The organism is Microbulbifer magnicolonia (assembly GCF_035117725.1).
GTDB classification, from domain to species: Bacteria; Pseudomonadota; Gammaproteobacteria; order Pseudomonadales; family Cellvibrionaceae; genus Microbulbifer; species Microbulbifer magnicolonia.
Genome location: NZ_JAYEFD010000001.1, coordinates 611,668 through 638,199, shown reverse-complemented (window position 1 = coordinate 638,199; position 26,532 = coordinate 611,668). Strand labels below are relative to the sequence as shown.

Below are 26,532 nucleotides of genomic sequence, written 5' to 3'. Positions count from 1 at the left end.
CGAGCGCGGCCGGCGCGACTACTTATTCGACCAGTGCACGTGCACGATTTTCCACTCACCGCCGCTGCGTTTTAGCACAAGGGTTTCCATGCTTTGCAGATCCAGCGCCTTGTCCTTGTAGTCCCCCTGCAATCGCGAGCGGCCGTAGGCGTAAGCCAGGTCGCCGACCTCTCGCACCTGCAGCTCCTGCTGGTTGATCTTCATCTGCTGCAGAAAGGCGATATCCGCGGGCAGGTGGTGGCCGGCATACTCCTGTGCAGAACGCTCGACACCGCCGCCCTCGAAAATTACCACCGCGTCCGCAAGCGCATTTAACACGGATTGCTGATCACCCTCGCGCAGCGCGCGGTGGAACATCTGTACGGCTTTGCCGGCGCCCGTTTCCAGCCCGGAAAACATTTCCGGGTCCCTTTCTTGATGCGGCTTGTCGCCGTGTGCCATGGCCAGCGAGGCGGCGCTGAGCAAGATGCTGAGCCCCAATGCGTGAATGGTCTTGAACAGTTTTTGCATTGTTATTTTCTCGGGTTAGTGGTGGTGGCCGGAGTCTTCTTCATCGCGCGCGGTGATGATCTGGTACTGCTGTGGTGTGAGTTCGGGTAGTTTTTGCAGGAAGGCCACCATGGCCCAGATGCGCTGGTCGTCGTGGGTGGGTCCCCAGGCGGGCATGCCGGAGGCCTTGATGCCGTGCTTGATGACCCAGAACTGGCGGCGAGGGTCACCGGCTTTATCGGTAAGATTGGGCGGTGTCGGGTAGAGGCCGAGGGTGAAGTCGCTCTCGTCTTTGCCCGGTTTCAGGTGGCAGCCGGTGCACATCTCGTTGTAGTCGGGGCCGCCCGAAAGCAGCAGTTCCGGGTCGTCCAGCGCGGGCATGGCGATCTGCGACGCGGCCTTGTCGATGGATCTGTCGCGCAGGGTTTCCAGCAGCCAGTGGGTGAATTTCGTGTGCGGCACGTCGGCGCCCATGGGGTAGCTGCCGGAGTAGACGAATGCGATTAGTCCACCGGCGGCAATCAATACGGCGAGCAACAGTGTTTTTATTATTTTCAAAATATTCCTCCAGAAAAAAAAGGGGGCCGGCAGCCCCCAATCCTTATTTCTCCTGCGGCTCCTGCGCGGCGCCGTGGTCGTGGCCTTCCCCGTGGCCGGCGTGTTCACCATGGCCGGCGTGTTCACCGTGCTGCATCTGCTCGGCGCACTTCTTCATCATCGCCTGCATGACCGGATCATTGGCATCCATTTTCGAGTGGTCCATGCCTTTCATCGCCGCACAGTCAGCCTTTTCTGCTTTTTCCTTGTGCATACTGGGGTCGTGGGCCTGGGCACCGCTCGCGGCGATCAGGGTGACGGCGATTAACAGCTTGTTGAAAGTTTTCATGGTGATCTCCAAGGTTTGTTTTTACGGGCCTGCGGCCCATTTGCCGAGCTGGAGCTCGGCATTCCCAATGGCGCGGCCTGCGGCCGCTCTATGCACGATACTGCTGGTGCCGAATCTCGAATCCCGATTTCCCAATTAGAACCAGGCGTGCAGACCGATCACCCAACTGGTGATACTGGTGTGCTCGCCCTCGTCGCGGGCGAAATCGGCGGCGTTGCCGAATTTCTTCTCATAATGCACGCCGACATAGGGTGCGAACTGCGGCGTGAATTCGTAGCGCAGGCGCAGCCCCAGTTCAATGTCGGATAATCCTGAGCCGGTGCCGGCATCGCGGTCGTTCTGGCCGAAGAAATCCGCCTCGATTTCCGGGCTCAGAATCCACTGCTGGGTGAACAACAGTTCGTATTCCGCTTCCAGGCGCAGGGCGGTATCGCCGTCTTCGCCGACAAACAGCGCCGAGTCCACTTCGAAGAAATAGGGCGCCAGGCCATTGAAGCCGATGACTCCCCAGTTGCGGCTGTCGCTCTCGGTTTCGAAGTCGTGGCGCACGCCCATCTGCAGGTCCCAGTAGGGCGCTATGGCGCGACTGTACAATGCGTGCAGCTCCGCCTTTTCGGTTTCGCCCTCGTCCCGCTCCCACTCGGTTTTAAGCCAGAGCTTGTTGCGGTCACTGCCGAACCACAGGTCGCCCTTCAGCGCGCCGCCATCATTCTCGCGCACTTCCAGCTGGTCGAAGGTGACCTTGGTCAACAGCACCTCGTGATCCATCACGTGATCCGGGGAATCCGGCGCGTGCTCCAGGTTCCTCGTCGCGCCCTGTTGCGCCGGGTAGGAATCCACCGGCGGGGTCGGATAGGAATCCGCCGGCGCGCCGTGGTCGTGATGGGACATATCGTCCTGGGCGAGGGCGGCGTTTGCCGTGAGTGCGGCACATAAAATTACGGTGTTTTTCATGTTCGCAATTCTCATACGACTCTAACCTCGCGGAACATGCCCGGCATGTGATACAGCAGGTGGCAGTGGTAGGCCCAGCGGCCGTAGGCGTCGGCGGTGACCAGATAGCTGATCTTGGAGCCGGGCTGTACCAGGATCGTGTGCTTGCGCGGAATATACTCGGCATCGCCGGTTTCCAGCTCACTCCACATGCCGTGCAGGTGAATCGGGTGGGTCATCATGGTGTCGTTGACCAGGGTGATGCGAATGCGCTCACCGTACTTCAGCATCAGCGGTTCGGCGTCGTTGAACTTGATGCCGTCCATGGACCACATATAGCGCTCCATATTGCCAGTCAGATGCAGTTGCAGCTCGCGGGTCGGCTCGCGGCGGTCGATGGTCGGGGTCAGGTTGCGGATATCGCCGTAATTCAGCACGCGGCGGCCGTAGCGTGAACCGTGATCGCGCAGACCGATACCCGGGTCGTGCAGGCCGCTCATCGGCATTTCCGAGCGCATGTCCACGCCGAAACCGTACTCGCTGGGCAGGTGCACGATCGGGCTATTGCTGCCGTGGCCGGCGCGGCCCAGATTGTCGGTGAACCAGACGCCCTGCATGCCGCCCAGTTCCGAGCGGCCGCCGTGCAGGCTGTAGCCCTGCGCGCCGACCTGGTGCTGACTGTGGTCCATGCCGTCCATGTTGTGCTGGCTGTGATCCATGGTGCCCATGTCGTGCTGGCTGTGATCCATGGTGCCCATATCGTGCTGACTGTGGTCCATGGTGCCCATATCGTGCTGGCTGTGGTCCATGGTGCCCATATCGTGCTGGCTGTGGTCCATGCCGCCCATGTCGTGCTGGCTGTGGTCCATGGTGCCCATGTCGTGCTGGTTGTGGTCCATGGTGCCCATGTCGTGCTGGCTGTGATCCATACCGCCCATACCAGCCATGCCGGCGTGGGCGCCGTGGCCCATGCCCATATCGCGGTGGGTCAGTACCGGGGCGTAGTCCATCGGCGGCACTGCAGCTTGTAGGCCCGGTTCAGAAGTCAGGGTGCCGCGGGCGAAGCCGCTGCGGTCGATAGTCTGCGCGAACAGGGTGTAGGCGCTGTCGCCGTCGGGCTCGACAATCACGTCATAGGTTTCGGCGACGCCGATGCGGAATTCGTCCACCGTGACCGGCTCGATGTTCTGGCCGTCGGTTGCCACCACGGTCATCTTCAGGCCGGGGATGCGAATGTCAAAAATCGACATGGCCGCGCCGTTAATAAAGCGCAGCCGTACTTTTTCGCCCTTGCGGAACAACGCGGTCCAGTTGGCATCCGGCGTTTGGCCGTTCATCAGGAAGGTGTAGGTGTAGCCGGTCACGTCGGAAATATCGCGATCCGACATGCGCATCATGTTCCACATCTCGCGGTCGCGCCAGGTCGCCGCCACGCCCTTTTCCTTGACCTCGCGCCACAGGTCGCCGGCGGTGCGGCGGCGGCGGTTGTAATAGTGGCCCTCTTTTTTCAGCTTGGCGTAGATGTCGTGGGGAGATTCGTCGCTCCAGTCGGACAGTAGCACGACGTAATCGCGGTCGTAGGCCACCGGGTCGGCGTCGGCCGGGTCAATCACGATACTGCCGTACAGGCCTTGCTGTTCCTGGAAGTCCGAGTGGCTGTGGTACCAGTAGGTACCGCTCTGGCTCAGCTGGAACTGGTAGGTGAAGGTTTCGCCCGGGCGGATGCCGTTAAAGCTGAGTCCGGGCACGCCGTCCATATTGCTCGGCAGGATGATGCCGTGCCAGTGTATCGAGGTGTCGTGGGCCAGGTGGTTGGTGACGTTCAGCGTCACTGTCTGCCCTTCCTTCCAGCGCAATATCGGGCCGGGCACGCTGCCGTTCACCGCCACTGCAGTGCGCTCGCGGCCGGTGTAATTCACCGGCAGGTAGCCAATGTTCAGGTCGAACTGGTTGCCGCGCAGCGTCTGCGGTGCCGCGCCCGCACGCGGTGCGCTGGCGGAGAGCCCCGCCGGCATACCCAACAGCGCTGCGCCAGCCGCCATACCGGTGACAAAGCGTCGCCGGGACAGTTGCGGCAGCTCAAATTGGGGGCTGTTTCTTCTTTTCATTGGTACCTCAGTGCTGTTGTTCGATGCTGTCCATGCGCGCGTAGACGCTCTCGCTGCCGTTGCTGTTCAGCTGCATCACGTTATAGGGGGTAAAGCGGCCATCCACTTCCATGCCCGGGCTGCCCAGCGGCATGGCCGGCACTGCGAGGCCGCGGGCGCCCGCCGGCGGATTCTGCAGGAACTGGCGGATGAGCTTGGCCGGGATGTGTCCCTCGAAAACATAGCCCTCAGCCGACACGCTGGTGTGGCAGGACTGGTGGCGGGGTTCTATCCGGTGACGGTTCTTGATGTCGTTGAGGTCGTCGACATCCTGTGCGGTAATCGCGAAGCCGCTATCGCGCGCGTGATCCACCCATTTCTTGCAGCAGCCGCAGGTGGCGCTTTTGTAGGTGGTCAGTTCGATGGCCGTGCTATCGGCAGCCTGGGCCGATTCGCTTTGCGCGTCACTTTTCGTGTTCGGGCTGCCGGATTCCGCGTCCGCACAGGCAGTCAGAGCCAGCAGGGCGAGCGCGACCAGGGCAGACATCATGGGCTTGATGATCATGGTTGTTCTCTCTGGTTATACAGGTAGTTTGTTCGGGTGCAGTTACAGGCTGCTGTTTTGCGGATGAATATCCGTCTTGGCGCCACCGGGTGAGAAACTCACCGCGGCGTCAGCGCTTTTCGGGAGGGGATGCGTTTATTTAGGACGCACTGACCCCGTGATCAGCCAATTCGCGGTGGCTTGATCGCGGATTCCGGATTCGGAGAGGAGGTGATATCGCGGTACGTATTGATTGGAAAAGCGCGCGGCAGACTATTGCTGCCGAGTGCGGTAGTGGGTAGTACAGAGGCGCAGTGACCGGGACAGCAGGTGCAGCTCTGCCCGCAGTCTTCTGCGGTGCTCTGAGCTTCGCCGCAATGGGACTGCAATTCCGCCGCCATCGCCTCGCCGTCACCGCAGTGGGCGGCGTGGTCGTCGTCAGCGTCGCCCATCGGGTGGTCGACCGTCATTTCCGCGCTGGCCCCCATCATCTGCGCATGCATATCCGCGCACGGCTGCGCCATCACCTGTCCGAAAACGGTGATCAACATCAGCAACAGCAGTGATTTCGCGATGATCTTTTGCATATGCAGCGCTGGGTGAAATCTGGTCCCGAAGATTAGAGGTTGCACGGCGGCTTGGCAAGCGCCGGGGGTAGGACCGGCGCTGCCGCGCTATCAGCAGCCGAAGTCGTCGAAGGCGATCCTGTCTTCGGTGACACCCAGCGCCGTGAGCATGGCGATACAGGCTTTCAACATCGGCGGCGGGCCGCAGAGGTAGAACTCACAGTTGCCGATTTCCGGGTGACTGCGCAGGTACTGTTCCGCGACGATATCGCTGATGAAGCCGCTGGCTCCGGACCAGTTGTCCTCCGCGCGCGGCTCCGACAGGCCCAGGTGCCAGGCGAAATTGCCGTGCTCGGCGGCCAGTTGGTGGAACTCCTCTGCGTAGAACACTTCGCGCAGGCTGCGCGCCCCGTACCAGAAACTGATTTTGCGGCCGCTGCCCCGATTGCGCAGCTGGTCCACGATGATCGAGCGCAGCGGAGCCATGCCTGCACCGCCACCGATAATCACCATCTCGCGGCCAGTCTCCGCAGCATGGAAATTGCCGAAGGGCCCGGATACTTTCACGCGGTCACCGGGCTGCAGGTTGAACATGAAACTCGATCCCACGCCACCGGGCACCGTGTGGTCGCTCTGGGGCGGCGGCTGAATACGCACGTTCAGTACGACGCTGTTGCCGCTCGCGGACTGGTTGCCGGGCATGACTTCGCCGGGCGCGCTGGCCATGGGCTCGCCGGGCGCGTTAGCCATTGAGTAGGAGCGCCGCACGGGTTCGCGGTGTCCGGCGTTGGCCGCAACCTGCCACTGGTGCCAGTCCGCGCGGAACTCGGTATCCACCGGCAGGTCCGCCAGCCGCAGCTGGTGTGGCGGCACTTCGATCTGCACAAAACTGCCGGCGCGGAAGGCAAAGTTGGCTGTATCCGGCAGACGCAGGTGAATTTCCTTGATGAACGGCGTTAGGAAGCGGGTTTGCACCACTTCGGCGGCGTATTGGCTGGCCTGCAGCAGGCTGTCATCCAGGGTCAGGCGCGTTGCGGCGCTGGCGCGCTGTTGGCACGCCAGTCGATAACCGGCGTCCAGCTCGCTGTGAGACAGCAGTGCTTTTTCACTGGCGCTGACCGGCGCATCGGCATCCATGCGCACCTGGCACAGGCCGCAGCTGCCACCACCACCGCAGTTGGACGGCAGCTGTACGCCGTTGGCGGCGAGGCCGTCGAACAGGTTGCTGCCACTCGCCAGGGCCAGCTGGTTGATCGGATTGGCATTGCTGCCAAACAGCTGTACCGCCACGCGGCTGCGGCGCAGCTTCGCCACCAGGTTGAAATCGTGGCGGGAAAAACTGCTGAACAGCAGCAGGCAGCCGGACAGGGACATCAGCAGGGCGCCGAGACCAAAGGCGATCACGAACGGGTTGTTGAAATCCTGCCGCTCGCTGTAGTCCATGATGTGCAGCATCCAGAAGATATCGAACAGCCGCCAGCTGTCATTGCGGCGTTCCAGCACCCGGCCGTCCTGCGCGGAGATATACAGGCTGGTGGCAAAGTCGTCCGCGACGTCCACGCGCCACATGGCTCCCCGGTGTCGGCGCGCTTCCATATTGGCCGATTCCATAGGCACCGGCTCGCCAATCAGGCTGTCGTCGCCGGCGTAATCCCGTGCGGCGATGGCCGCGGCGCGCGCGCTGTCGATCACCACCGGTGCGCCACGGCCGGTATCGCGCAGCTCGACGCTGTCTTGGGTCTGTACCCGATAGACTGGGCGCTCAAAGCCGGGCTGCAGGCGGATATCGATGACCGAGCCTGGCGCATACAGTCGCGCAATGGCATCGTGACCGACAGTTACTTCGGCGGCGCTGAGTTCGGCGGCAGCCGGGCTGGCGACCAGGTGGCGGCCGCTGACAATTTTGGAATCGAGCAGGTTGAAGGCCAGTCCGCTGGCCAGCCACAGCGCCAGCTGGAGTCCGATAAAAAGGCTGAGCCACTTGTGGGCTACTTTGACAAAATTCATGCGGTGGCCTCCTGCTGTCGCTGTGCACTTGTGCTACTGCGCTTGCCAAAGCTGTAAAACAGCAGCACCAGCCCCGCCAGTACGCTGACCAGGCTGAACAGGGTGGCGATCAGCAGCAGCGGGTTGTGGATGTTGTCGCGTTCCTCGTAATCCATGATGTGCAGCATCCAGAAGAAGTCGAACGCGCGCCAATAGTCGTGGCGGCGGGTGACCAGGGCGCCGGTATTGGGATCGATATAGAAGCTGGTGCCGTAGCGATCATCGAAGTTCACCCGCCACAGTGGCAGCATGCGGGACTGCAGTTCTGTCGGTGGGTTTTCGCTGATCAGTTCCGCGGTGGCCGCCGGCAGGTCGCCGCTGTAGTAGTGCTCGGCCAGTGTTATCGCCGTCTGTTGATCGAGTGGGGAAACCTCGATACCACTGTGGGCGTCGAGTAGGTGGGCGCCGTCGCTGTCGCGCACCACAAAGAATAATTTTTCGCGAATGGATTTCAGCTGCAAGGATTTAACATCGCTGCGATCGCGCAACAGCTCGCTTGTAGGAAATAATTCTGCTGTTGCGGCGGGCAGTGGTTCATTCAGGTTTTTCACCAGATGGTCGCCATGGATGAAGTCCAGGTCCATCACCACCATGTAGGCGCCGCTCAGGGTCCAAAACAGTGCCTGGACACCGACAAACAGGAAGATCCATTTGTGGATCTTCCTGGTAATAGAGGCTGTTTGCATTGTACGTTTTCTCTAGGTTACCGCTGTTGAGAAAATAAACAGCTGGCGGGAGTCTAACCCCCGCCGCCGTGAATGTCCCCGCTGACTCAGTCGAACCGGTAGGTCATGCGCACGTAGCTGCGCATGCCGGCCAGATCGTAGGTCATGGTATCCGTATTGCCATCGGTCCAGCTGGCGACACGGGGTGCCTCCTGATCGAACAGGTTGTCCACGCCAACGCTCATCCGCAGTGCGTCGCTCATCGCATAGGAGAACTGCACATTGTGATAGAAGACGTTGGGCATGCTGGAACCGATGCCGCTGTCCGCGTTGAAGTCATCACCTTCGCCGATCATGCGAATCGAGTAGGTGCCGCTCCACTGGTTGCCGCGCGTGGTCAGAGACGCGTTGGCGCGCCAGTGCGGGTAGCCACCATTGCCACTGCCGATGAAACCGTCGAGTACAAACGGCTCGTCGCCTTCGAAGGCGGTGGTCTCATATTTCTTCAGGTATGAGGCCTTGAAGTCGAAAGTGTGCGACAGGCCGGCCATGTCGAAGTCATACAGTGCACCGAAATCGATACCCTGCATCACTTCGTTACCGGTGTTGAACTTCTGCGTAGACAGGTAGTTCACGTCGCCGTTGACCGGGTTGCGGGTGTGCTGGTCCGGTGCGCAGAAAGCGTGTCCCAGATTGGCGGACTCGTAACACATGGCCAGCTTGGTGGAACCGGACACTTCGCGGATGGCGTCGTCGATCTCGATATCGAAATAATCGAGCGTCAGCGACAGGCCGTCCAGCGGTTGCAGCACCAGGCCGAGGGTGAAGCTTTCGGCACTCTCCGGCGTCAGGTTCGGGTTGCCGCCGCGGTCGGTCAGGATGGTAGTGCCGAGCTGGGTGTAATTCAGCGGTACGCCCGCGGCCTGGCAGTTCTGGTACACGGTGCTGGACGGATCCAGTGATGCATAGTTGGAACACGGGTCGGTGGTGGTCAGGTTGCCCTCGGACACGCCGCCGAACAGTTCCGGCACATTCGGCACGCGGAAGGCGGTGGTCATGGTGCCGCGCACTTTCAGCATGTCGTTGACCTGCCAGTTGAGGCCGGCCTTGTAGGTATCATTGCCGTCGAACAGGTCGTAGTCGGAGTAGCGCAGGGCCAGGTCGAGTTCCAGCGACTGCACCAGCGGCAGATCGGCCAGTACCGGTATCAGCAGCTCGCCGTAAATCTCGCGCGCTTCGGTGGAGCCGGAAATGGGGTCTTCCTGGTTGCCGAGTGCATAGCCCGCCTGTACCAGCGAGTCTGGCTTGCGCCAGCCGCTGTCTTCGCGCCACTCCACACCCGCGGCCACACCCACGGTACCGGCCGGCAGTTCGAACAGGGAACCGTTGATATTCGCGCTCACGCTTTTCTGCTCGTTGCCACCGGTGCCTTCCTGGTTGAAGACGATGTAGTCGAGTACTTCCGGGGTGACGTCGCCGTAACCCAGGTAGTCGGCACAGGGAATACCGTTGCTGCCGCACAGGTTGGTGTCGATGGTTTCGCCCACGCGCTGCATATTGATGTTGTTGGCGATGGCATCGGTGGCGGTGTTGCGGCCCCAGTTAAACGCGACGTCGTAACCCCAGTTGTCGTTGATGTCACCCTCGATGCCGGTGACTATGCGCCAGGTGTCCACTTCCTGGTAGAAGTCCCGCGCACCGTTTTCCAGCAGGCGGCGGCGCTCCAGCACGAAATCGCTGCCGGTGGGATTGGATGGGTGATCGGCGCTGTAAGAGAGGTCCGCCAGGCTCGCCGGGGAGGCGGGCTGCATCGACTGGCGGTTGGTGAACATCAGTTCCGTAAACAGCGTGGCCGAATCGGAAATCTCGTAGTTGCCGAGGGTGGTAAAGCTGAAGCGCTCTATCGGCTGCACGGCATTGAAATACGGGTTGTAGTTGAACCCGTGCTTCAGCCCGTCGTAGGGCTCGTAGAAATCGCCGTTGCCGCCTGGATCCTGATTGAAGTTGACGCGGGTGGGTTCGGTCAGCACTGTGCCGTCTGCCAGGACGGCGCCGGCAGGCAGGGTGGTGCGGCCACCGATGGTGGACGAGCTGCCGCTGCACTGGCTGTCATCGTCCAGCGGGCAGGGCACGCGGTCGGCCAGCGGTGAGGGCTCGTTGTTCTGGTAGCTCATATTGACCATCAGGTTGCCGTGATCGCCGGATACGCCCCAGGTCAGATCGAGTACCGTCTCCTCGCCGTCGCCGAGCGCGGTCTGGCCATATTTGCCCTCGATTTCGAGGCCATCGAATTCCTTCTTGGTGATCAGGTTGACCACACCGGCCACGGCATCGGCACCGTAAGTGGCGGAGGCGCCGTCTTTCAGTACTTCGACGCTTGAAACCAGTGACATCGGAATCATGGACAGGTCGACACTGCTATTGGCGCCGGTGCCGCCGTTGACCACCCGGCGGCCGTTGACCATCACCAGGGTGCGATTGATGCCGAGGCCGCGCAGGTTGATCTGCGGGGTGCCCCAGCCGTTGGAGGTCCAGTAGGCATTGGTCTGGTTGCCGCCGAAGCCGGCCGCGGCGGGCAGGGATTGCAGCAGGTTTTCCAGCGAGCTGATACCGGTGGCTTCAATGGAGGCTTCATCGAGTACGGTAACCGGGCCGACGCCCTCGATATCGGCCCGCTTGATACGGGTACCGGTGACGTTGACTTCTTCAATCTGCGATTTGGCGCCGGCATCTTCGGCTTGGGCATAAGTCATTTGGCCGTAACCGGCAGCGGCAGCCGCCAGTGCAATAAACAGCGGTGTTCTCGCGATCTTGTTGCTCGTATGTGTCATCTCGAATTCCTTTATCTTCTATTTTTTTGGAGTCCCGCGCGATGGTTGTGCAGGGACTAACACACAGGCGTATACGATGTACGCCGTGCGATATTGGACTTGAGTAGTTAGCGGAGGGATTGAATGCGATACCCCGGCCTACCAGAAAGATCTATCTGCTTTTGAAGTGGCAGATTGCGCTTTCAGTAGGCGCACCTATCCCATATCAGGTGGTAATGGGAGGACGCAGGGCCGCTTCGGGAAGAGGAGAGGAATGGAGTTCTGTGTAGATGGCTTTTGCCGTTACGGGCAGGCTCGCTGCACCATGGATTTCACTACCGGGCATGGCGCTGGCGCAGTGACCGGGGCAGCAGCTGCAGGCCTGTTCACAGGCTTCGAGCGTTTCGCCCGCATCACCGGAATTGCAGTGATGGGCGGTCACACCGGCAATGCAGTGATCGCTGGTGGCCAAATCGGTATTTTGGTGGTGGCTATCATCACCTTTACGAGCAGACGCGCAGGGTGCTGCAAAAGCCTGACCGTTAAGGGTCAGTAGCAAAATTAGCAGTAGTAAGCGGGATAGCGCGTTGTTCATGAAGGAATGCGGAAATGGCCCCGAAGTTTTTATTGTCTGATTTCCGTCTGAGATTACGTGCGAATGCTCGTGAGCACAAGCCCCGATGCTGACGTTGGTCTGTTCGACAGTCACCGTGCAAACTGCCGGCGAGGGAATTTTTCGGGGTAAAAAGAATGATGAATAGCGCGCAATTGCCCATACTGCGGATCGGTATCCGCAGAGACTATAGTTTGCCGATATGGAATTGCTATGTCGGTAATTTCAGTGGCAGGCCTGGATAGTTGCCAGCGGAAGCCCGAGTTCGATTGAGAGACCTGTGTTGGCGATACGTTGCATAGCGAGGGGTGAATCTTGAGCGATCCAAAAGGGTATAAGCAGGTACTGCGCGAATTGCAGGTCAAGCTGGTGACACTGCAGCGCCACCTGATCGAACACGATCTGCAGATTCTCGTATTGTTCGAAGGACGCGATGCGGCCGGCAAGGACGGTACTATCAAGCGTATTGTCCAGCACCTGAGCCCGCGGGAGACGCGCGTGGTGGCACTGGGCAAGCCTTCGGACCGGGATAGCGCCAGCTGGTATTTCCAGCGTTTCATTCCCCATTTGCCATCGCGGCAGGAAATGGTGCTGTTCAACCGCAGCTGGTACAACCGCGCCGGAGTCGAGAGGGTCATGGGATTCTGTACCGACCAGGAATACCGGGACTTTATGGATTCGGTAGTGCCTTTCGAAACGATGCTGGTGCGCTCCGGTATTCAGATCATCAAGTACTACCTGGATATCGACAAAGAAGAACAGCGGAAGCGTATGAAGGACCGTAGGGTGGACCCGCTCAAACAGTGGAAAATCAGCCCGGTCGATGAGGTGGCGGTAAAGCACTGGAAAGAGTACAGCGTCGCCCGCAACGAGATGTTCGCCAAGAGCCACAGCGAATTGGTGCCCTGGTATGTGGTGCGGGCCAACAATAAGAAAATCGCGCGACTGAATGTGATCCGCCATCTGCTCACTGCGGTGCAGTGCCCGGAATGCGACCAGCAGGCCGAGGCCGCGGATCCGGACATTGTCTTTCCCTATGACGGAACTCATCTGTTGAACGGCACTATTGCGCCCTAAAACTCAACCAGCAAAGGCTGCTCGGGTTTACGGCCAAACGCCGCCGCACTCCCGTGAGCCTATACACGAGCGATTATTGCCTCTACCGGCTTCGCAGCCCGCGGCATAGTCACGTCTACGGAACTTCGCCGTGCGACGTTAAGCTAGAAGTCCGGGAGGTGATTCAATGCGCCCGAACAGCCAGGACAGTCCGTTTATCGCCGCGCTGGTAATGTGCTTTGTCGTCCTGCTGCCGGCTCCGGCTCAGGTCTTCGCCGATACGGTCGGCTGGTTTGACGAGGAGGCTGCGGTTGACATCTCGCGGGCGCCATCTATTCGAATTTCCCTGGGCGAGCAGCGCGCTTATTTTTATATGGGCGGAGAGCTGGTGGGGATTTCCCGGGTCTCATCCGGTCGGGCCGGTTACCGTACACCGAAAGGCAGCTATCGGGTCAGGGGCAAGAAACTCAGGCACAGATCCACGCTCTATGGCAGTTATGTCGACCGGAATACTCACCGCGTGGTGCGTGCCGACGTAGATACCCGCAAGCACCGCCGCCCGCCCGGCACTTATTACCGCGGCGCCAAGATGGATTACTTTATCCGCTTCAACGGTGGTATCGGACTGCACGCGTCCGGAGACGTACCCAACTATCCCGCATCGCACGGCTGCGTGCGCATGCCGCGGCATATGGCACAGAAATTCTTCCGCTATGCTCCGGTGGGTACGCCGGTCATCGTCACTGATTGAGGTACGCGCTGGTTCTAACCGTTCAGCCCTTTCCAGAGCCAGTAGGCGACAGCGGCGAGCGCAGAGATCCACAAGGTCGCGATGACGACGCTCGCGCGAAAATTTTTCGGCAATGACAGCGGCTGCGCCTCGGCGCGGGCCTGCAGTTCGTGCCACAGCTCGGCCGGCACCAGCTTAATCGCCAGCCAGATACCCAGCGGCAGCAGCAACAGGTCGTCCAGGTAGCCGAGCAGGGGAATAAAGTCCGGGATCAGGTCGATCGGACTGAGTGCATAGGCGACCACGACAATCACGATCAGCTTGGCCAAGAGCGGCGTCCTCGGCTCGCGACTCGCGAGGTAGAGCACCTCCAGCTGCAGTTGCATTCGCCGTGCAAAGCGCCTCAGCCGCTCGATCATTGCGATCAATCCAGCTTGCGGCAGAAACAGTAGACGAAGCGCTGCACCACACCCGCCGGCGTATGGTGCTCCTCCCGTTCCTGCCCGAGCAAATCAAAAGGCGCGCCGAACTCGCCGTGCAGCTGGTCGGCGCTGTAACGCACCACCGGCAGGCCGCTGCATTTTTCCGGGCCGTCTTCGGCGAAGGTGGCCACTATCACATGGCCACCGGGTTTTACCGCGCGCAGCACTGCATCCACATACGCCTTGCGTTCCCGTTCGTCGGTCTGGAAGTGGAACACCGCGCGGTCGTGCCAGACGTCATAGGCCTGTTGGGGCAGGTCGATCTCCAGGATGTTGCCTTCCAGCCAGCGCACCTTATCCGCTCTAGCGCCCAGTCTGTGTTGCGCCTTGGCCAGTGCTTGGCCGGACAGATCGAGCACGGTGAGGTTGTCGTAGCCCTTGTCCAGCAGATCGTCCACAAGCTTGGAGGCGCCGCCGCCCACATCGATAATATTTGCGGACTTGGGCGCGCCCGTCTGTTCGATCAGCCGGACAGATACCTCGGCGTGCTCCTGGAACCAGCTGACTTCGTCTTCCGATTTTGAGCTGTAGATCTTTTCCCAGTGGTTTTTATTTTGCATAAGGCGCGCCATTAAATTTAACTGAGAGACTGTTGATGGTTTGGAGTGTTCGCCGCAATAAGCGCGTGGCGTTTCCACAAATAAAATACTGCGGGCAGCACCAGCAGTGTCAGCAACAGCGCACTCAACATACCACCGACCATCGGCGCGGCAATGCGGCTCATGACTTCGGAGCCGGTACCGGACCCGAACAATATCGGCAGCAGGCCGACGACGATGGCGGCGGCGGTCATCATCACCGGCCGCACCCGCAAGCCGGCGCCCGCCAATACCGCTTCGCGCAGAGACTCCGCGTCGGGGATTGCGCCCTCATGCTCGCTGTCAATGTGCATTTTGGCGTAGCTCTGATTGAGATACACGAGCATGATCACGCCGATTTCCACGGCCACCCCAGCGAGCGCGATAAAGCCGACTCCGACGGCGACGGAAAAATTGAAATCGAGCAGGTAGATAAGCCACAGGGAGCCGACCATTGCCAGCGGCAACGTACCCATAATGATGGCCACTTCCTGAACGTTGCGGAAATTCATATATAGCAACAGCGCGATTATCAGTAGCGTCAGCGGGACCACGTAGGTGAGTTTTTCTATCGCCCGCTGCATATATTCGTACTGCCCCGACCAGGTCACCGAGTAGCCGGCCGGCAGCTGCAGCTTGTTGTCGACGGCGATCCGCGCCTGCTTCACATAGCTGCCGATATCGACGCCCTCGATATCCACGAAGCTCCAGCCGTTCAGCCGCGCGTTTTCACTCTTGATCGCCGGCGGGCCATCTTCCACCGCAATTTTTGCCACGTCGCCGAGGGCGATGCGCTGTCCCGCCGGGGTGACGATCGGCAGCTGTGCAAGCTGTTCGGGCGAGTCGCGGTAATCCTGCGGGTAGCGCAGGTTGACCGGGTAGCGCTCCAGGCCCTCGACAGTCTGGGTGACATTCATACCGCCGACAGCGGTGGCGACAACCTGCTGCACGTCGGCGATATTGAGCCCGTAGCGGGCGGCGCGCTTCCGGTCTATATCCACGGTGATATAGCGGCCGCCGGCAACCCGCTCGGAATACACTGACGCGGTGCCGGGCACCTGTTGCAGAATCTGCTCCAGCTGCTGTCCTATCTGCTGTATCTGTTCGAGATCCGGGCCCGCGACCTTGATGCCCACCGGTGTCTTGATGCCGGTGGCGAGCATGTCGATGCGGGTCTTGATCGGCATTACCCAGGCGTTGGTGACGCCGGGCAGCTTGACCAGTGCATCCAGTTCCTTCTGCAGTTTTTCCGTGGTCATGCCGTCGCGCCACTGGTCGCGCGGCTTCAGCTGGATAAAGGTCTCGATCATGGTCAGCGGCGCCGGGTCGGTGGCGGTTTCGGCGCGACCGATTTTGCCGAACACGGTTTTCACTTCCGGCACGGTGCGGATCAGTTTGTCGGTCTGCTGCAGCAGCTCGCGCGCCTTGCCGATCGAGAGACCGGGGTAGGTGGTGGGCATATACATCAGGTCGCCCTCATCCAGTGGCGGAATAAACTCGCTGCCGATTTTGCCGAGTGGCCACAGCGCAGTGAGCAGCAATACGAGTGCCAGCGCGAGGGTGGTTTTCGGAAACTGCAGTACCCGCTTGAGCGTCGGCATATAGGCGCCGATCAGCCAGCGATTGAGCGGGTTCTTGTGCTCGGGCAATACCCGTCCGCGAATGAAGTAGCCCATCAGTACCGGCACCAGCGTTACCGCCAGCGCCGCGCTCGCCGCCATCGCATAGGTCTTGGTGAATGCCAGCGGCGAGAACATGCGTCCCTCCTGGGCCTCGAGGGCGAATACCGGTAGGAAGCTGACGGTAATGATCAGCAGGCTGAAGAACAGCGCCGGGCCCACTTCCGCGGCGGATTCGGCGACGATCTGCCAGCGGTTGGAGTCGTTGAGCGGTGTGCGCTCCATATGCTTGTGCATGTTCTCGATCATTACGATCGCGCCGTCGATCATCGCCCCGATGGCGATGGCAATGCCGCCCAGCGACATGATGTTGGCGTTGAGCCCCTGCAGGTGCATAACGATAAAGGCGGCGAGTATGCCTACCGGCAGGCTGATAACGGCGACCAGCGACGAGCGCAGGTGAAACAGGAACACCACGCACACCAGCGCGACCACAATGAATTCCTCCAGCAGCTTGTGCCAGAGGTTGTCCACCGCGCGCTCGATCAACGCCGAGCGATCGTAGACGGTAACTATCTCCACGCCCTCGGGCAGGCCCGCCTTGAGTTTTTCCAGCTTGGCCACAACGCCGTCGATGGTCTTCTGGGCGTTTTCGCCGAAGCGCATCACCACGATGCCGCCGACCGCCTCGCCCTCGCCATTCAGTTCGGCGATACCGCGGCGCAGTTGCGGGCCCAGGGCGATATCGGCAACATCTTTGAGCAGAAGGGGTGTGCCATTGACATCCATGCCCAACGGTATTTCGTTCAGGTCGTCGATCGCCTGGATATAGCCGCTGGCCCTGACCATGTATTCGGCTTCCGCCATTTCCACCACCGAGGCACCCACTTCCTGGTTGCCCCGCTGTATCGCCACCTGGATTTGGGACAGCGGAATGCCGTAGGCGCGCAGCTTTTCCGGATCCACCTTGACCTGGTACTGCTTGACCATGCCGCCGAGTGCCGCCACTTCGGAGACGCCGGGCACGGTCTGCAGTTCGTACTTCAGGAACCAGTCCTGCAGGCTGCGCAGTTCGCTGATATCGTGCTTACCGCTGCGGTCGACCAGGGCATAGATATAGACCCAGCCGACGCCGGTGGCATCCGGCCCCAGTTGCGGCCGCGCATTGGCCGGCAGCGTCGGCGCCACCTGGGAGAGATATTCCAGTACCCGCGAGCGCGCCCAGTAGGCATCGGTGTCGTCGTCGAAGATGACATAGACATAGGAATCGCCGAAAAACGAAAAGCCGCGCACGGTGACAGCACCGGGCACCGACAGCATCGCCGTGGTCAGCGGGTAGGTAACCTGGTCCTCGACCACCTGCGGTGCCTGGCCGGGATAGCTGGTCTTGATAATCACCTGCACGTCGGACAGATCCGGAATCGCATCCACCGGTGTCTTCTTCAACGAATAGATACCGGCACCCACCAGGAACAGTGTGGCCAGCAGTACGAAAAGGCGGTTGTTGACCGACCAACGGATAACGGCGGCAATCATGGCTGTTCTCCATGCGTTCCGTGGTCGCTATGGTCGCCGTGGTCCTTGGGCTCTTTGTGTTCGTTGTGTTCACTGTGTTCGCCGTTGTCGTTGTGCCCTTCGTGCTCTTTGTCCTCTCTGTGCTGGATATGCTCGTTGTGCTCCCTGTTCTCTTTGTGCGTACCGTGGTCACTATGTTCGCCATGATTCATCTGACCCCGGGGGGCCATGCGCATGAAATCCGAGGTCTTGCTGGATTCGGAGTCGATCAGGAATTGCGCCGAGGTAACGATGCGCTCGCCCTCCCGGAGTCCTGCCAGTATTTCCACCTGACGTTCGCCGATGCGGCCTGTCTGCACGTTGACCGACTTGAACTTGCCGTCGCCGAGTGCGAGTACCACGCGCGGTTTGCCGCCGGTGCGGATCAGTGCCTCGGCGGGAATCAGCAGTGTCTCCTCGCCGCGGCGCGCGTGGATGGCCAGTTGCGCAAACATATTCGGCTTCAGCTTGTGGTCCGGGTTGCCAAAGCGGGCGCGTATTTGTGCCGTGCGCGTCTTTTCATCCAGAGTCGGGTAGATGTAATCGACGGTGCCGGTCCAGCTCTGTCCGGGCAGGTAGTCCAGCCGCATGGTGACCGGATCGCCCTTGTTTACCTGTGCCGCCTGGCGCTCGAAGACTTCGCCGATGACCCACACCTGGTCGAGCGCGGCGATGGACAGCAGCGCCATGCCCGGCTTGACGAAAATACCCTCGCGCACACTGAGCTTGTCCACCACGCCGGACTGGGGCGCGTAGACGGTGACGGTGCGCTGGACTTTGCGGGTTTTGATCAGCTGCTCGATGGCACTTCGCGGCAGTTGCAACGCGCGCAAACGCTCGCGCGCCGCGTCTATCAGGACGCGGTTATTGTGCTTCAGCGCCAGCACCAGCTCCTCCTGGGCATTGACCAGTTCCGGCGAATAGAGGGTGTACAGGGGCATACCGCGGTTCACCGGATCCCCCTCGGCATTGACGTAGAGTTTTTCTATCCAGCCCTCGACCCTGGGGTTGATCTGTACCAGCTGCTTTTCATCGTACTGCACGTAGCCGACGGTCCTGATTTCCGCATCGAAGCGGCCGCGCTCGACGGCGGCGGTGCGCACGCCCAGGTTATTGACCACTTCCGGAGAGATGCGCACCGTGCCCGGCGAATCTTTTGTGCCCGGTTCCTCTTCGTACACGGGGACCAGGTCCATACCCATGGGCGACTTGCCCGGTTTGTCCCGGCGGTAATTTGGATCCATCGGCGCGACCCAGTACAGCGGCTTGCGCTCGCCGCCGCTGGCCGCCTCTTCCCGGTCGCCGCGCAGCAGCAGTGCGATGGCGATGCCGACAGCGACGCCCAGCGCGATCAGCAGTGTCGTTTTGATACGGTTATTCATTTCTGCGGGGCTCCTGTTTCCGCGGGAACCTGCGCGAGCAGGTAATTCAGCTGCGCGATGATTTTCAGGCGCTCGACCTCGATATCGAGCGCGTCGATTTTGGCGTTGAGTTCGGCGATGCGTGCGCGCACCGCCTCGGCGAAATCGCTCTCATCGTTGTAGTAGCCGGCCAGGGAGGCCTCGGCCTGTTCGCGCATTTGCGGCAGTAACTGTTGCCGATAGAGAGCGCGGCGCTGATCGAGGCGGATGAGTTGCAGGCGCGCATTCTCCAGCTGCGCCAGCAGTTGCCGGAGCAGCAGGGATCTCTCGGTTTCCGTGGCGGCGGTGCGCGCCACTGCGGCACTGAGGGTTTTGTCCTGCCGTTTTTCGGTGAACAGCGGCAGATCGAAACTGACGCCGACGGTGAATAGGTCTGTCCTGTCCTCTCCCTGAGGGTCTTCGCCGCGGAGGCCATAGGCGGCCTTGAGGCCCCACTCGGGTTTGTATTGCTGTTTCGCGAGATCGATGCCGGTGGCCACCGCATCTATCTTCACGTCCAGGGCCAGTACCGCCGGGTGCAGGCGCAACTGCTGATACCAGTCGGACGGGGGGCGGTTGTCCGTCACCGGCACTAGCGGCTCCAGATGCGGCAGGGCACCGCCGGTAGCCCCGGCGTCCTGCACCCATTCCGCCAATCTGCGCTCGGCGCCGTCCTGGCGTTGCCGCAGCATCGTCAGGCGGTCGTCGAGACGGGTCAGTTCCAGTTGTGCGCGGATGACATCCGGCTGGCGCGCGCGGCCGCGGGCCGATGCATAGCCGGCCACGGCCGCATCCACCAGCTGCTCGAACAGGGCGCGGTCGCCCTCGATCAGCTGGATGCTCTCGCGCGCGCCGTAGGCGTCCAGCCACAACTGCGCGACCGTGGCGGTCACCCTGGCGCGCCGATCCGCGCGCAGCAGGGGTTCGCGGGCGGCCAGCTGTTCTTTCTGCTGGCGGGAGAGAGCGCGGCTCGCCCCGCGTGGAAACATCTGGTTGATGCCGACGGCGAACTGAGTCATCGGCTCCTGACCGAAGTTGAAGGTATCCGTGGGAAAGTTGAGCGCGGAGACTTCCATTTTGGGGTCCGGCAGCTGAGCCGCTGCCAGGGCCTCATCCATCAGCGCCGCCTCGGTATGGCGGCTTCCGTCCAACCAGGGGTCGCTTTGGATAGCGATGTCGATTGCCCGGCCGAATGTTAGCCCGGTACTTTGCTGCGCCAAGCTCTTGGGAGCCAGTAGGGCAGTGGCCAGGGCCAGCGCGGCCGGAAAAGTCTTGCCAGTCACAGGGGGAACTCCTCGAACATGCGGGCGCGTGAAAGCGCCGCTTTCTTTATCCAGTGCGGGAAATCAGTATTTTAGTGGGAGGATTGGCTCAGATACGCAAACGCAGTGTAGTCAGCCAGGTACGGTTACCGGGGGTGGCGGGATTAGAATGGGGATAAATGGCGGCGAGGGGCACTGGCGGGGCTAGTATCGACGGCCACTCCACACCAGGCAGCGCGCCCAGTTGCGGGAGGTCCGGCCCCAAGTTCGTCTGTGGAAGTAGAGCCTGTTGCTCCCGGCAGTCCACCTTCAGCGATACCGACAGCTCCTCCGTGCAGCAGTCACAATCCGCTTGCTGCCCCTCAACCATTGCCATCGCCATTGCGGAAACGGTATGCCCAGGCATGGTGCAGGCAAACACCACCTGCACCTGCAGCAACAATAAAAGTATTGCAGCAAGGGAGATTGATCTCGAGGTGTTGGAAGGGTTTGCTATCTTCATCGCCCGCACATATTAGCAGAGACCCCACTGACTGGAAACTGGGGTAGCCTACGGAGGCTAGAGGCTTTCATCATGCACTTACTCTTGCTTTACTGCCATTTCCTGTCGATAGATCCGCTATTCTGCCGCACAATCAACACTCCGGATACGGGGGAGTGAGTAAAAAGATCTCAAGATTACGTATTTGTCATGTTGGGGTCATCTCGGCGTCAGGAATGCTTCCTTAACATCTCAATTAGTGCCCAATCACTCGCGATTGAAAGTGACTTGACCCATGTGCAGCACATAGGTGTAGTCTGCGGACGAAAAAATCTCACTGTGGTTAGTTCTTGTCCTAGGTTTTACTCCGGTGCTTGATCTATATCAAGATAGTAGTGATCGTATTTCCGGTACGCTGTACCTCAGTGCTATCAGCTTGTGCCGGAGCAAGATTATGAGAGTAATGGAAATCGCCAAGCGCTTAGATGTCACGGCGGAAACGGTCCGTTTCTATACGCGGATTGGAGTTTTGCAGCCGACAAAGAACAAGATCAACGGCTACCGGGAATTCAGCGAAAAAGATTTCATCCGTTTGCGATTCGTATTGAATGCCAGGCAGCTGGGCTTTTCGGTAGGCGATATCAAGGAAATTCTCGCCCATGCGGATAAGAAACAATCGCCTTGTCCAACGGTGCGGCGACTGATCGATCAGCGCCTGCATGAGACCGAGCGGCGGTTTACGGAAACTCAGAAGCTGCGGGACCGCATGCAACAGGCGGTGGCGCAGTGGAGCCAAAGGCCGAATAAAGCCCCGACCGGGAATATGATTTGTCACCTGATTGAAGAATTTGCCGCGGAAGATTGAGCATGACGACACCAAAAGTGAAGCAGGATCAAGGTCACGGGGGTTGCTGTTGCACTGGCAAGTCAACCGTTTCCACCAACGAGCATGAAGCTGGAATCGACCGCCCTGAATCCCTTCCTCTTCAGCAATTAAGAGTGAAGGGTGCGCACTGTGGCGGTTGTGTGAAAAATATCGAGCAGACGTTACGCTCCGTTGCCGGGGTCAGTGAGGTGTCTATGGACCTGGCGACCGGCATCGCTTCGGTTGTTGGCATTGTCGAGCCAAACGACCTGATTGAAGCGTTGGACCGAGTGGGCTTCCCTGCGGCGGCTATCAATTAAATCAGGAGCGATTGTATGAGTTCAATAAACATGGAATCCGGCAACTCAAGATGCCATGTAGACGCCGAGACACGTCAGAAGCATCACCATCACGGTCATAACGACAGCTCGGCACAGCAGGAACTGATTATCGAAGGTGCCGGTTGTGCCAGTTGCGTGGGAAAGATCGAAGCGGCGTTAAAGGCAGTGCCGGGAGTGGAAAACGCTGAGATGAATTTCGCTCAGCGCACAGTGAGCGTGACAGGTAATGCCGACGCGACTGCTTTGGTTAAGGCGGTGGAGAAAGCGGGCTATAACGGCAAAGTCGCCGCTGCCGCGAGCGAGGATGATGCGCTGACAGAAAAAGAACAAGCAGACTGGGCCTACTACAAACGGCTAATGCGTGAGATGTCGATCGCATTATTACTGGGTGTGCCCTTGATGGTCTACAGCGTTGTTGTTGGCGAAATGACGGTTAGCACGACGGGTGAACGCCTAGCGTGGCTGATAGTTGGGCTACTAACCCTTGGCGTTATGGTGTTTTCTGGCAAACACTTTTTTGTGGGTGCCTGGCAGTCCTTTAAAAATCATTCGGCCAATATGGACACCCTGATTGCGTTGGGTACTGGTACAGCATGGGTTTACTCCATGGTCGTAGTGTTTGTGCCACACGTTGTCCCGGAAATGGCGCGCCATGTCTATTTCGAGGCAACGGCCATGATTATTGGTTTGATTGATCTTGGTCTCGCTCTCGAACTGAAAGCCCGTGGACGAACATCGGAAGCCATCAAGCGGCTTATCGGTCTGCAGGCCAAAACCGCCAGGGTAATTCGCGACGGCAAGGAATTGGATATCGCCATCGAGCAGGTGCTGATGGATGACGTTGTGCGTGTGCGTCCGGGTGAAAAAATTCCTGTCGATGGTGAAGTTATCGAAGGCCATACCGCCATTGATGAATCCATGTTGACCGGTGAGCCCATGCCGGTGGAAAAAGCCGTTGGTGATAAGGTCGCGGCTGGGACCATCAATAAAACGGGTTCCATTTTGTTTAAGGCAACCCGCGTGGGTAAGGACACGGCACTGGCACAGATCATCAACATGGTCAAACGCGCGCAGAATTCCAAACCGTCTATCGGCCGCCTGGCGGATGTGATCTCAGCGTATTTTGTCCCCGTGGTTATGATCATTGCGGTGGTGAGTGCGCTTGCCTGGCTGAACTTTGGGCCGGCGCCAGCGGTGGCATTCGCGATTGTATCGGCGACGACCGTGCTGATTATCGCCTGTCCCTGTGCGCTGGGCCTCGCCACACCCATGTCCGTAATGGTCGGCGTGGGTAAAGCCGCAGAGGCGGGCGTGCTGATTCGCAACGGAGAAGCGCTGCAAACCGCGTCAAAGATATCCGCGATGATTTTGGATAAAACCGGCACCATCACTTTAGGCGCCCCCAAGGTCACCGACGTGTTGATCGCGGGTAGATATGACGAGGATGCCATTCTTAAACTGGCGGCAACGCTCGAATCCGGTTCCGAGCATCCGTTGGCGCTCGCCATTGTGGAGTCTGCTCAGGAAAAGGGGATCGAAACCGGAAAGGTCGCCAACTTTAACGCCATTGCTGGCCACGGCGTGCAGGCCGAGGTCGAAGGTAAAACCCTGTTGTTCGGCAATGAAAAACTGATGCGTGAGCGCAATATTGAACTCGGGGATTTTGTAGAAAAAGCACAAATCCTGGCAGCCGAGGCCAAAACGCCAATGTATTTCGCCGTGGATAATACGCTCGCTGCGATTATCGCAGTGGCAGACCCTATCAAGGAGGACTCAATTGCCGCCATTAAACGATTGCAGCACAACGGCATTCGCGTCGTCATGCTGACCGGGGATAACCGCGCCACGGCAAAGGCGGTAGCGGAAAAGGCGGGTATCAAGGAATTTTTCGCCGAGGTGTTACCTGAAGATAAATCCAAAAAGGTTCAGGAACTGCAAATGGAAGGCGAAGTGGTCGGCATGACAGGCGACGGTATTAACGATGCTCCGGCGCTGGCGATTGCCAATGTGGGTTTTGCTATTGGTACTGGCACGGACGTCGCTATTGAGAGCGCGGATGTCACCTTAATGCGTGGATCACTGCATGGTCTCGCCGATGCGATTGCCGTGAGCAAGGCCACGCTGCGTAACATCAAGCAAAATCTATTCGGTGCGTTTATTTACAACGTGGCAGGCGTTCCCTTTGCGGCGGGTGTTCTGTATCCATTTTTTGGTCTGCTGTTAAGTCCCGTGATTGCCGGTGCCGCGATGGCGTTCTCTTCGCTTACTGTAGTGACCAATGCTAATCGGTTGCGCCTGTTCAAGGCGCAGGATAATTAAGAGCAACCCGATCAGGAGAGTAGAAATGTTAATTATCAATGTCGCCGGTATTGTACTGATCGCATTAATCGTGTGGTGGTTTTGGCTCTATAAGCCTAAAGAAGCGGAGCTGGGTGAAAACGATCTGGTCATTACCGTGGAAAATGGCACTTACTCGCCCTCGCGTATCAAAATGCCTGCTGGAAAACCGGTGGAAATAAAGTTTATACGCAAGGATCAGTCGCCCTGTTCTGAAACATTTCTCGTGCCGGAGCTGGAAATCAGTGATACCTTGCCGCTCAACAAGCTGAAATCCATCCAGTTGCCTGCATTGAAGTCGGGAGAGTACGCCTTTCATTGCCAGATGCAGATGTACCGCGGGCAGATCACCGTTGACTAGGGATAGTGCCGCCGCCAGCCGCAGGCTGGCGCGAGACCTTGAAATACCGGCAAATCCGCGCATTTGTGAAGACCATCCCTGAGCTTTGCCCTGCGGGCCAGCGATAGCTGGCCAAAACCGCTCCCAGCGGTTTTGTGCGCCAGTATTTCAAGGGCGACAAGCAAATAATTCAGGAGAATTATTTGTTTGCCGGGTTAATGGGAGAATTATTTGTTTGTCGGGTTAATAAATAGGAGGAAAGTCTACGCCTATGCGAAGCGCTGGCTTGTATTGTCCAGATAAATGAACTCTTTTGAATTCAAGACAAATGCAGTGCTGAAGACAATAATTTTAATTTTCATCAGTGATGGGACATGATATGACAACTCAAAAATCATCATTCTGGTTTACCCCTAAAGGTCTGGCAGCGCTGGGGATTATCGGTGCGGCCACATACTTTCTACTAATCGAACACCGTGAGCATGTCTCACAATTTTTACCCTACCTGATTCTCCTGGCATGCCCCTTTATGCATCTTTTTATGCATGGAGGGCATGGTGGTCATGGCGGTAATGGAACACACGGCCAGAACGAGGGCGAGTCTGAACAGGATGCCTATCAACGTGGCCTGGAAAAGGGGCGTAGGGAAAGCCAGCACCGCCACTACCATTAAACTGATTCATAACAGGAGAACGACAATGCACGGTGATTCCGCTTACGGGCTCTGGACGCTGGTGATACTTAATTCGGCGATATTTATTTTCTTTGCCTTTAGTTTCGCCAAGCCACAAACAAAAACTGACTGGCGCAGTTTCGGTGCTTTCTCGGCCTTTGTTATCGCTCTGTTTACCGAGATGTACGGCTTTCCGTTGACGATTTATTTCTTCTCTGGATGGTTGGCGGAAAAATATCCCGGCGTCGATTTTCTCTCCCACGAAAATGGGCATTTGCTGCATACCATCGTGGGGTTCGAGGGGGATCCGCATTTTGATCCACTACATATTGCCAGCAATGTCCTGATTGTACTCGGCTTCTTCCTGCTCGCTTCGGCGTGGAATATTTTGCACAGGGCACAACAAACCCGTTCTCTAGCGACAGCCGGCTGGTATGCCCGCTGTCGGCACCCACAGTACATAGCCTTCATTATGATTATGTTTGGATTTTTATTGCAGTGGCCCACACTGCCCACGTTGGTGATGTTCCCGATATTGGTAGTGGTTTATGTGCGTCTCGCTAAGCGGGAGGAGCGTATGGCGATAGAAGAATTTGGTGAAGAGTATCTCAGCTATATGAAGTCGACACCTGGGTGGATTCCAAAATTCACCATCGACAAAACCGTTTCCACATGATGAGCCCTTTCCGATTATTAACCCGGCTATTGCAGAGATCGACAATTTGTATGGCCTTGATAGCGTGTCATTTTATGCTATTAACCCGACAAACAAATAATTCTCCTGAATTATGTATTTGTCGCCCTTGAAATACTGGCGTAAATGCGCGGATTTACTGGTATTCCAAGGGCTCGCGCCAGCCTGCGGCTGTCGGCGGCACATCCCTGTGCCGCTATTAACCGGGCAATATTCTATTGCCGGGTTAATAAATCCCAGGTGTTGAATCCTGCCTGCGAAGCATCGCGAATCTGTCTGGATGGTATCGAAGACGTGCTGGCTAAACATGACCTGGAAATAGGTCGCGATTGGTGGACCCATTTCAAAGAAGGCTATTACAAGTTTGTCGATGAAAATATAAACGAAAATAGCCGTCATGAATCTTGGATCTGTCATCAGTCACCACCGGGGAAAGGTCTAAAGCGTTGATGAATAACGAGGATAATGAGGTGCCATCGGG

The 26,532-nt window shown here is 58.8% G+C and carries 25 protein-coding genes; 9 read left to right on the top strand and 16 right to left on the bottom strand.

What is annotated here, in order from left to right:
* Window positions 1–18: 18 nt before the first annotated feature.
* From RRF64_RS02810 to RRF64_RS02765, 10 genes are all read right to left on the bottom strand, one after another.
* Window positions 19–510, bottom strand: coding sequence for a YybH family protein (locus tag RRF64_RS02810; protein ID WP_323844306.1), 492 nt, complete (start codon window positions 508–510; stop codon window positions 19–21).
* Window positions 511–525: 15 nt separating this feature from the next.
* A complete protein-coding gene (locus RRF64_RS02805) occupies window positions 526–1,047 on the bottom strand; it encodes a c-type cytochrome (RefSeq protein WP_323844305.1) in 522 nt (173 codons plus the stop codon).
* Window positions 1,048–1,090: 43 nt separating this feature from the next.
* Window positions 1,091–1,375, bottom strand: coding sequence for a hypothetical protein (locus RRF64_RS02800; protein ID WP_323844304.1), 285 nt, complete (start codon window positions 1,373–1,375; stop codon window positions 1,091–1,093).
* A 135-nt stretch (window positions 1,376–1,510) separates the two neighbouring features.
* Window positions 1,511–2,329: a copper resistance protein B gene (locus RRF64_RS02795; protein ID WP_323844303.1), complete on the bottom strand. Its 819-nt coding sequence runs from the start codon at window positions 2,327–2,329 to the stop codon at window positions 1,511–1,513.
* Between the two features lie 11 nt (window positions 2,330–2,340).
* On the bottom strand, window positions 2,341–4,416 hold the full coding sequence (locus RRF64_RS02790) for a copper resistance system multicopper oxidase (protein WP_323844302.1): 2,076 nt from the start codon (window positions 4,414–4,416) through the stop codon (window positions 2,341–2,343).
* A gap of 7 nt (window positions 4,417–4,423) precedes the next feature.
* Window positions 4,424–4,960 (bottom strand): DUF411 domain-containing protein, encoded by a 537-nt coding sequence (locus RRF64_RS02785; RefSeq protein WP_323844301.1) that lies wholly within the window; start codon window positions 4,958–4,960, stop codon window positions 4,424–4,426.
* A 161-nt stretch (window positions 4,961–5,121) separates the two neighbouring features.
* Window positions 5,122–5,526 (bottom strand): hypothetical protein, encoded by a 405-nt coding sequence (locus RRF64_RS02780; RefSeq protein ID WP_323844300.1) that lies wholly within the window; start codon window positions 5,524–5,526, stop codon window positions 5,122–5,124.
* Between the two features lie 90 nt (window positions 5,527–5,616).
* Window positions 5,617–7,512 carry an NADH:ubiquinone reductase (Na(+)-transporting) subunit F gene (nqrF, locus tag RRF64_RS02775; RefSeq protein ID WP_323844299.1) on the bottom strand — a complete coding sequence of 632 codons (1,896 nt, stop codon included), beginning with the start codon at window positions 7,510–7,512 and terminating at the stop codon, window positions 5,617–5,619.
* Window positions 7,509–8,237, bottom strand: a complete 729-nt coding sequence (locus RRF64_RS02770; protein ID WP_323844298.1) for a PepSY domain-containing protein — start codon at window positions 8,235–8,237, stop codon at window positions 7,509–7,511. Before RRF64_RS02770 ends, nqrF begins: the two co-directional genes overlap by 4 nt.
* 86 nt (window positions 8,238–8,323) lie before the next feature.
* Window positions 8,324–11,047: a TonB-dependent receptor domain-containing protein gene (locus tag RRF64_RS02765; RefSeq protein WP_323844297.1), complete on the bottom strand. Its 2,724-nt coding sequence runs from the start codon at window positions 11,045–11,047 to the stop codon at window positions 8,324–8,326.
* Window positions 11,048–11,300: 253 nt separating this feature from the next.
* Between RRF64_RS02765 and RRF64_RS02760 the strand changes: the two genes are divergently transcribed.
* The 3 genes from RRF64_RS02760 to RRF64_RS02750 all read left to right on the top strand — a co-directional run bounded on the left by RRF64_RS02760 (window position 11,301) and on the right by RRF64_RS02750 (window position 13,446).
* Window positions 11,301–11,582, top strand: a complete 282-nt coding sequence (locus RRF64_RS02760) for a hypothetical protein (RefSeq protein WP_323844296.1) — start codon at window positions 11,301–11,303, stop codon at window positions 11,580–11,582.
* Window positions 11,583–11,954: 372 nt separating this feature from the next.
* Window positions 11,955–12,716 carry a polyphosphate kinase 2 gene (ppk2, locus tag RRF64_RS02755; RefSeq protein WP_323844295.1) on the top strand — a complete coding sequence of 254 codons (762 nt, stop codon included), beginning with the start codon at window positions 11,955–11,957 and terminating at the stop codon, window positions 12,714–12,716.
* 166 nt (window positions 12,717–12,882) lie between these two features.
* Window positions 12,883–13,446: a L,D-transpeptidase gene (locus tag RRF64_RS02750; RefSeq protein ID WP_323844294.1), complete on the top strand. Its 564-nt coding sequence runs from the start codon at window positions 12,883–12,885 to the stop codon at window positions 13,444–13,446.
* Window positions 13,447–13,460: 14 nt separating this feature from the next.
* On the opposite strand, the gene RRF64_RS02745 is transcribed toward RRF64_RS02750, so the two are convergent.
* The 5 genes from RRF64_RS02745 to RRF64_RS02725 are packed head-to-tail and all read right to left on the bottom strand — an operon-like array spanning window position 13,461 to window position 20,341.
* Window positions 13,461–13,811, bottom strand: a complete 351-nt coding sequence (locus RRF64_RS02745; protein ID WP_323844293.1) for a YkvA family protein — start codon at window positions 13,809–13,811, stop codon at window positions 13,461–13,463.
* A gap of 38 nt (window positions 13,812–13,849) precedes the next feature.
* A complete protein-coding gene (locus tag RRF64_RS02740; protein ID WP_323844292.1) occupies window positions 13,850–14,467 on the bottom strand; it encodes a class I SAM-dependent methyltransferase in 618 nt (205 codons plus the stop codon).
* 17 nt (window positions 14,468–14,484) lie between these two features.
* Entirely contained in the window at window positions 14,485–17,640 is a 3,156-nt protein-coding gene (locus RRF64_RS02735) for an efflux RND transporter permease subunit (protein WP_323844291.1), read from the bottom strand.
* Entirely contained in the window at window positions 17,637–19,040 is a 1,404-nt protein-coding gene (locus RRF64_RS02730; protein WP_323844290.1) for an efflux RND transporter periplasmic adaptor subunit, read from the bottom strand. The genes RRF64_RS02735 and RRF64_RS02730 overlap by 4 nt, the downstream gene beginning before the upstream one ends.
* Window positions 19,037–20,341, bottom strand: a complete 1,305-nt coding sequence (locus RRF64_RS02725; RefSeq protein ID WP_323844289.1) for a TolC family protein — start codon at window positions 20,339–20,341, stop codon at window positions 19,037–19,039. The genes RRF64_RS02730 and RRF64_RS02725 overlap by 4 nt, the downstream gene beginning before the upstream one ends.
* Window positions 20,342–21,264: 923 nt before the next feature.
* On the opposite strand from RRF64_RS02725, the gene RRF64_RS02720 reads away from it, so the two are divergent.
* The 6 genes from RRF64_RS02720 (at window position 21,265) to RRF64_RS02695 (ending at window position 26,033) form a co-directional block, all read left to right on the top strand.
* Window positions 21,265–21,666 (top strand): MerR family DNA-binding protein, encoded by a 402-nt coding sequence (locus tag RRF64_RS02720; RefSeq protein WP_323844288.1) that lies wholly within the window; start codon window positions 21,265–21,267, stop codon window positions 21,664–21,666.
* Window positions 21,667–21,668: 2 nt separating this feature from the next.
* The gene (locus RRF64_RS02715) at window positions 21,669–21,986 is read left to right on the top strand and encodes a heavy-metal-associated domain-containing protein (protein WP_323844287.1); all 318 of its coding nucleotides are present in this window, start codon (window positions 21,669–21,671) and stop codon (window positions 21,984–21,986) included.
* A gap of 15 nt (window positions 21,987–22,001) precedes the next feature.
* The gene (locus RRF64_RS02710) at window positions 22,002–24,326 is read left to right on the top strand and encodes a heavy metal translocating P-type ATPase (RefSeq protein WP_323844286.1); all 2,325 of its coding nucleotides are present in this window, start codon (window positions 22,002–22,004) and stop codon (window positions 24,324–24,326) included.
* A gap of 25 nt (window positions 24,327–24,351) precedes the next feature.
* Window positions 24,352–24,705: a cupredoxin domain-containing protein gene (locus RRF64_RS02705; protein ID WP_323844285.1), complete on the top strand. Its 354-nt coding sequence runs from the start codon at window positions 24,352–24,354 to the stop codon at window positions 24,703–24,705.
* A 358-nt stretch (window positions 24,706–25,063) separates the two neighbouring features.
* On the top strand, window positions 25,064–25,357 hold the full coding sequence (locus tag RRF64_RS02700; RefSeq protein WP_323844284.1) for a DUF2933 domain-containing protein: 294 nt from the start codon (window positions 25,064–25,066) through the stop codon (window positions 25,355–25,357).
* 25 nt (window positions 25,358–25,382) lie between these two features.
* Complete coding sequence (locus RRF64_RS02695) at window positions 25,383–26,033, top strand: methyltransferase family protein (protein ID WP_323844283.1); 651 nt, start codon at window positions 25,383–25,385, stop codon at window positions 26,031–26,033.
* A 72-nt stretch (window positions 26,034–26,105) separates the two neighbouring features.
* Here the strand turns inward: RRF64_RS02695 and RRF64_RS02690 are convergent, their stop codons facing one another.
* Window positions 26,106–26,468 (bottom strand): hypothetical protein, encoded by a 363-nt coding sequence (locus RRF64_RS02690; protein ID WP_323844282.1) that lies wholly within the window; start codon window positions 26,466–26,468, stop codon window positions 26,106–26,108.
* Window positions 26,469–26,532 lie beyond the last annotated feature (64 nt).

Bases quoted from the DNA above. Each gene is read 5' to 3' on its own strand.
- RRF64_RS02810 (WP_323844306.1), bottom strand. From the start codon at position 510: ATGCAAAAACTGTTCAAGACCATTCACGCATTGGGGCTCAGCATCTTG.
- RRF64_RS02800 (WP_323844304.1), bottom strand. From the start codon at position 1,375: ATGAAAACTTTCAACAAGCTGTTAATCGCCGTCACCCTGATCGCCGCG.
- RRF64_RS02795 (WP_323844303.1), bottom strand. From the start codon at position 2,329: ATGAAAAACACCGTAATTTTATGTGCCGCACTCACGGCAAACGCCGCC.
- RRF64_RS02790 (WP_323844302.1), bottom strand. From the start codon at position 4,416: ATGAAAAGAAGAAACAGCCCCCAATTTGAGCTGCCGCAACTGTCCCGG.
- RRF64_RS02785 (WP_323844301.1), bottom strand. From the start codon at position 4,960: ATGATCATCAAGCCCATGATGTCTGCCCTGGTCGCGCTCGCCCTGCTG.
- RRF64_RS02780 (WP_323844300.1), bottom strand. From the start codon at position 5,526: ATGCAAAAGATCATCGCGAAATCACTGCTGTTGCTGATGTTGATCACC.
- nqrF (WP_323844299.1), bottom strand. From the start codon at position 7,512: ATGAATTTTGTCAAAGTAGCCCACAAGTGGCTCAGCCTTTTTATCGGA.
- RRF64_RS02770 (WP_323844298.1), bottom strand. From the start codon at position 8,237: ATGCAAACAGCCTCTATTACCAGGAAGATCCACAAATGGATCTTCCTG.
- RRF64_RS02765 (WP_323844297.1), bottom strand. From the start codon at position 11,047: ATGACACATACGAGCAACAAGATCGCGAGAACACCGCTGTTTATTGCA.
- RRF64_RS02760 (WP_323844296.1), top strand. From the start codon at position 11,301: ATGGAGTTCTGTGTAGATGGCTTTTGCCGTTACGGGCAGGCTCGCTGC.
- RRF64_RS02750 (WP_323844294.1), top strand. From the start codon at position 12,883: ATGCGCCCGAACAGCCAGGACAGTCCGTTTATCGCCGCGCTGGTAATG.
- RRF64_RS02745 (WP_323844293.1), bottom strand. From the start codon at position 13,811: ATGCAACTGCAGCTGGAGGTGCTCTACCTCGCGAGTCGCGAGCCGAGG.
- RRF64_RS02740 (WP_323844292.1), bottom strand. From the start codon at position 14,467: ATGCAAAATAAAAACCACTGGGAAAAGATCTACAGCTCAAAATCGGAA.
- RRF64_RS02735 (WP_323844291.1), bottom strand. From the start codon at position 17,640: ATGATTGCCGCCGTTATCCGTTGGTCGGTCAACAACCGCCTTTTCGTA.
- RRF64_RS02730 (WP_323844290.1), bottom strand. From the start codon at position 19,040: ATGAATAACCGTATCAAAACGACACTGCTGATCGCGCTGGGCGTCGCT.
- RRF64_RS02720 (WP_323844288.1), top strand. From the start codon at position 21,265: ATGGAAATCGCCAAGCGCTTAGATGTCACGGCGGAAACGGTCCGTTTC.
- RRF64_RS02715 (WP_323844287.1), top strand. From the start codon at position 21,669: ATGACGACACCAAAAGTGAAGCAGGATCAAGGTCACGGGGGTTGCTGT.
- RRF64_RS02710 (WP_323844286.1), top strand. From the start codon at position 22,002: ATGAGTTCAATAAACATGGAATCCGGCAACTCAAGATGCCATGTAGAC.
- RRF64_RS02705 (WP_323844285.1), top strand. From the start codon at position 24,352: ATGTTAATTATCAATGTCGCCGGTATTGTACTGATCGCATTAATCGTG.
- RRF64_RS02700 (WP_323844284.1), top strand. From the start codon at position 25,064: ATGACAACTCAAAAATCATCATTCTGGTTTACCCCTAAAGGTCTGGCA.
- RRF64_RS02695 (WP_323844283.1), top strand. From the start codon at position 25,383: ATGCACGGTGATTCCGCTTACGGGCTCTGGACGCTGGTGATACTTAAT.
- RRF64_RS02690 (WP_323844282.1), bottom strand. From the start codon at position 26,468: ATGACAGATCCAAGATTCATGACGGCTATTTTCGTTTATATTTTCATC.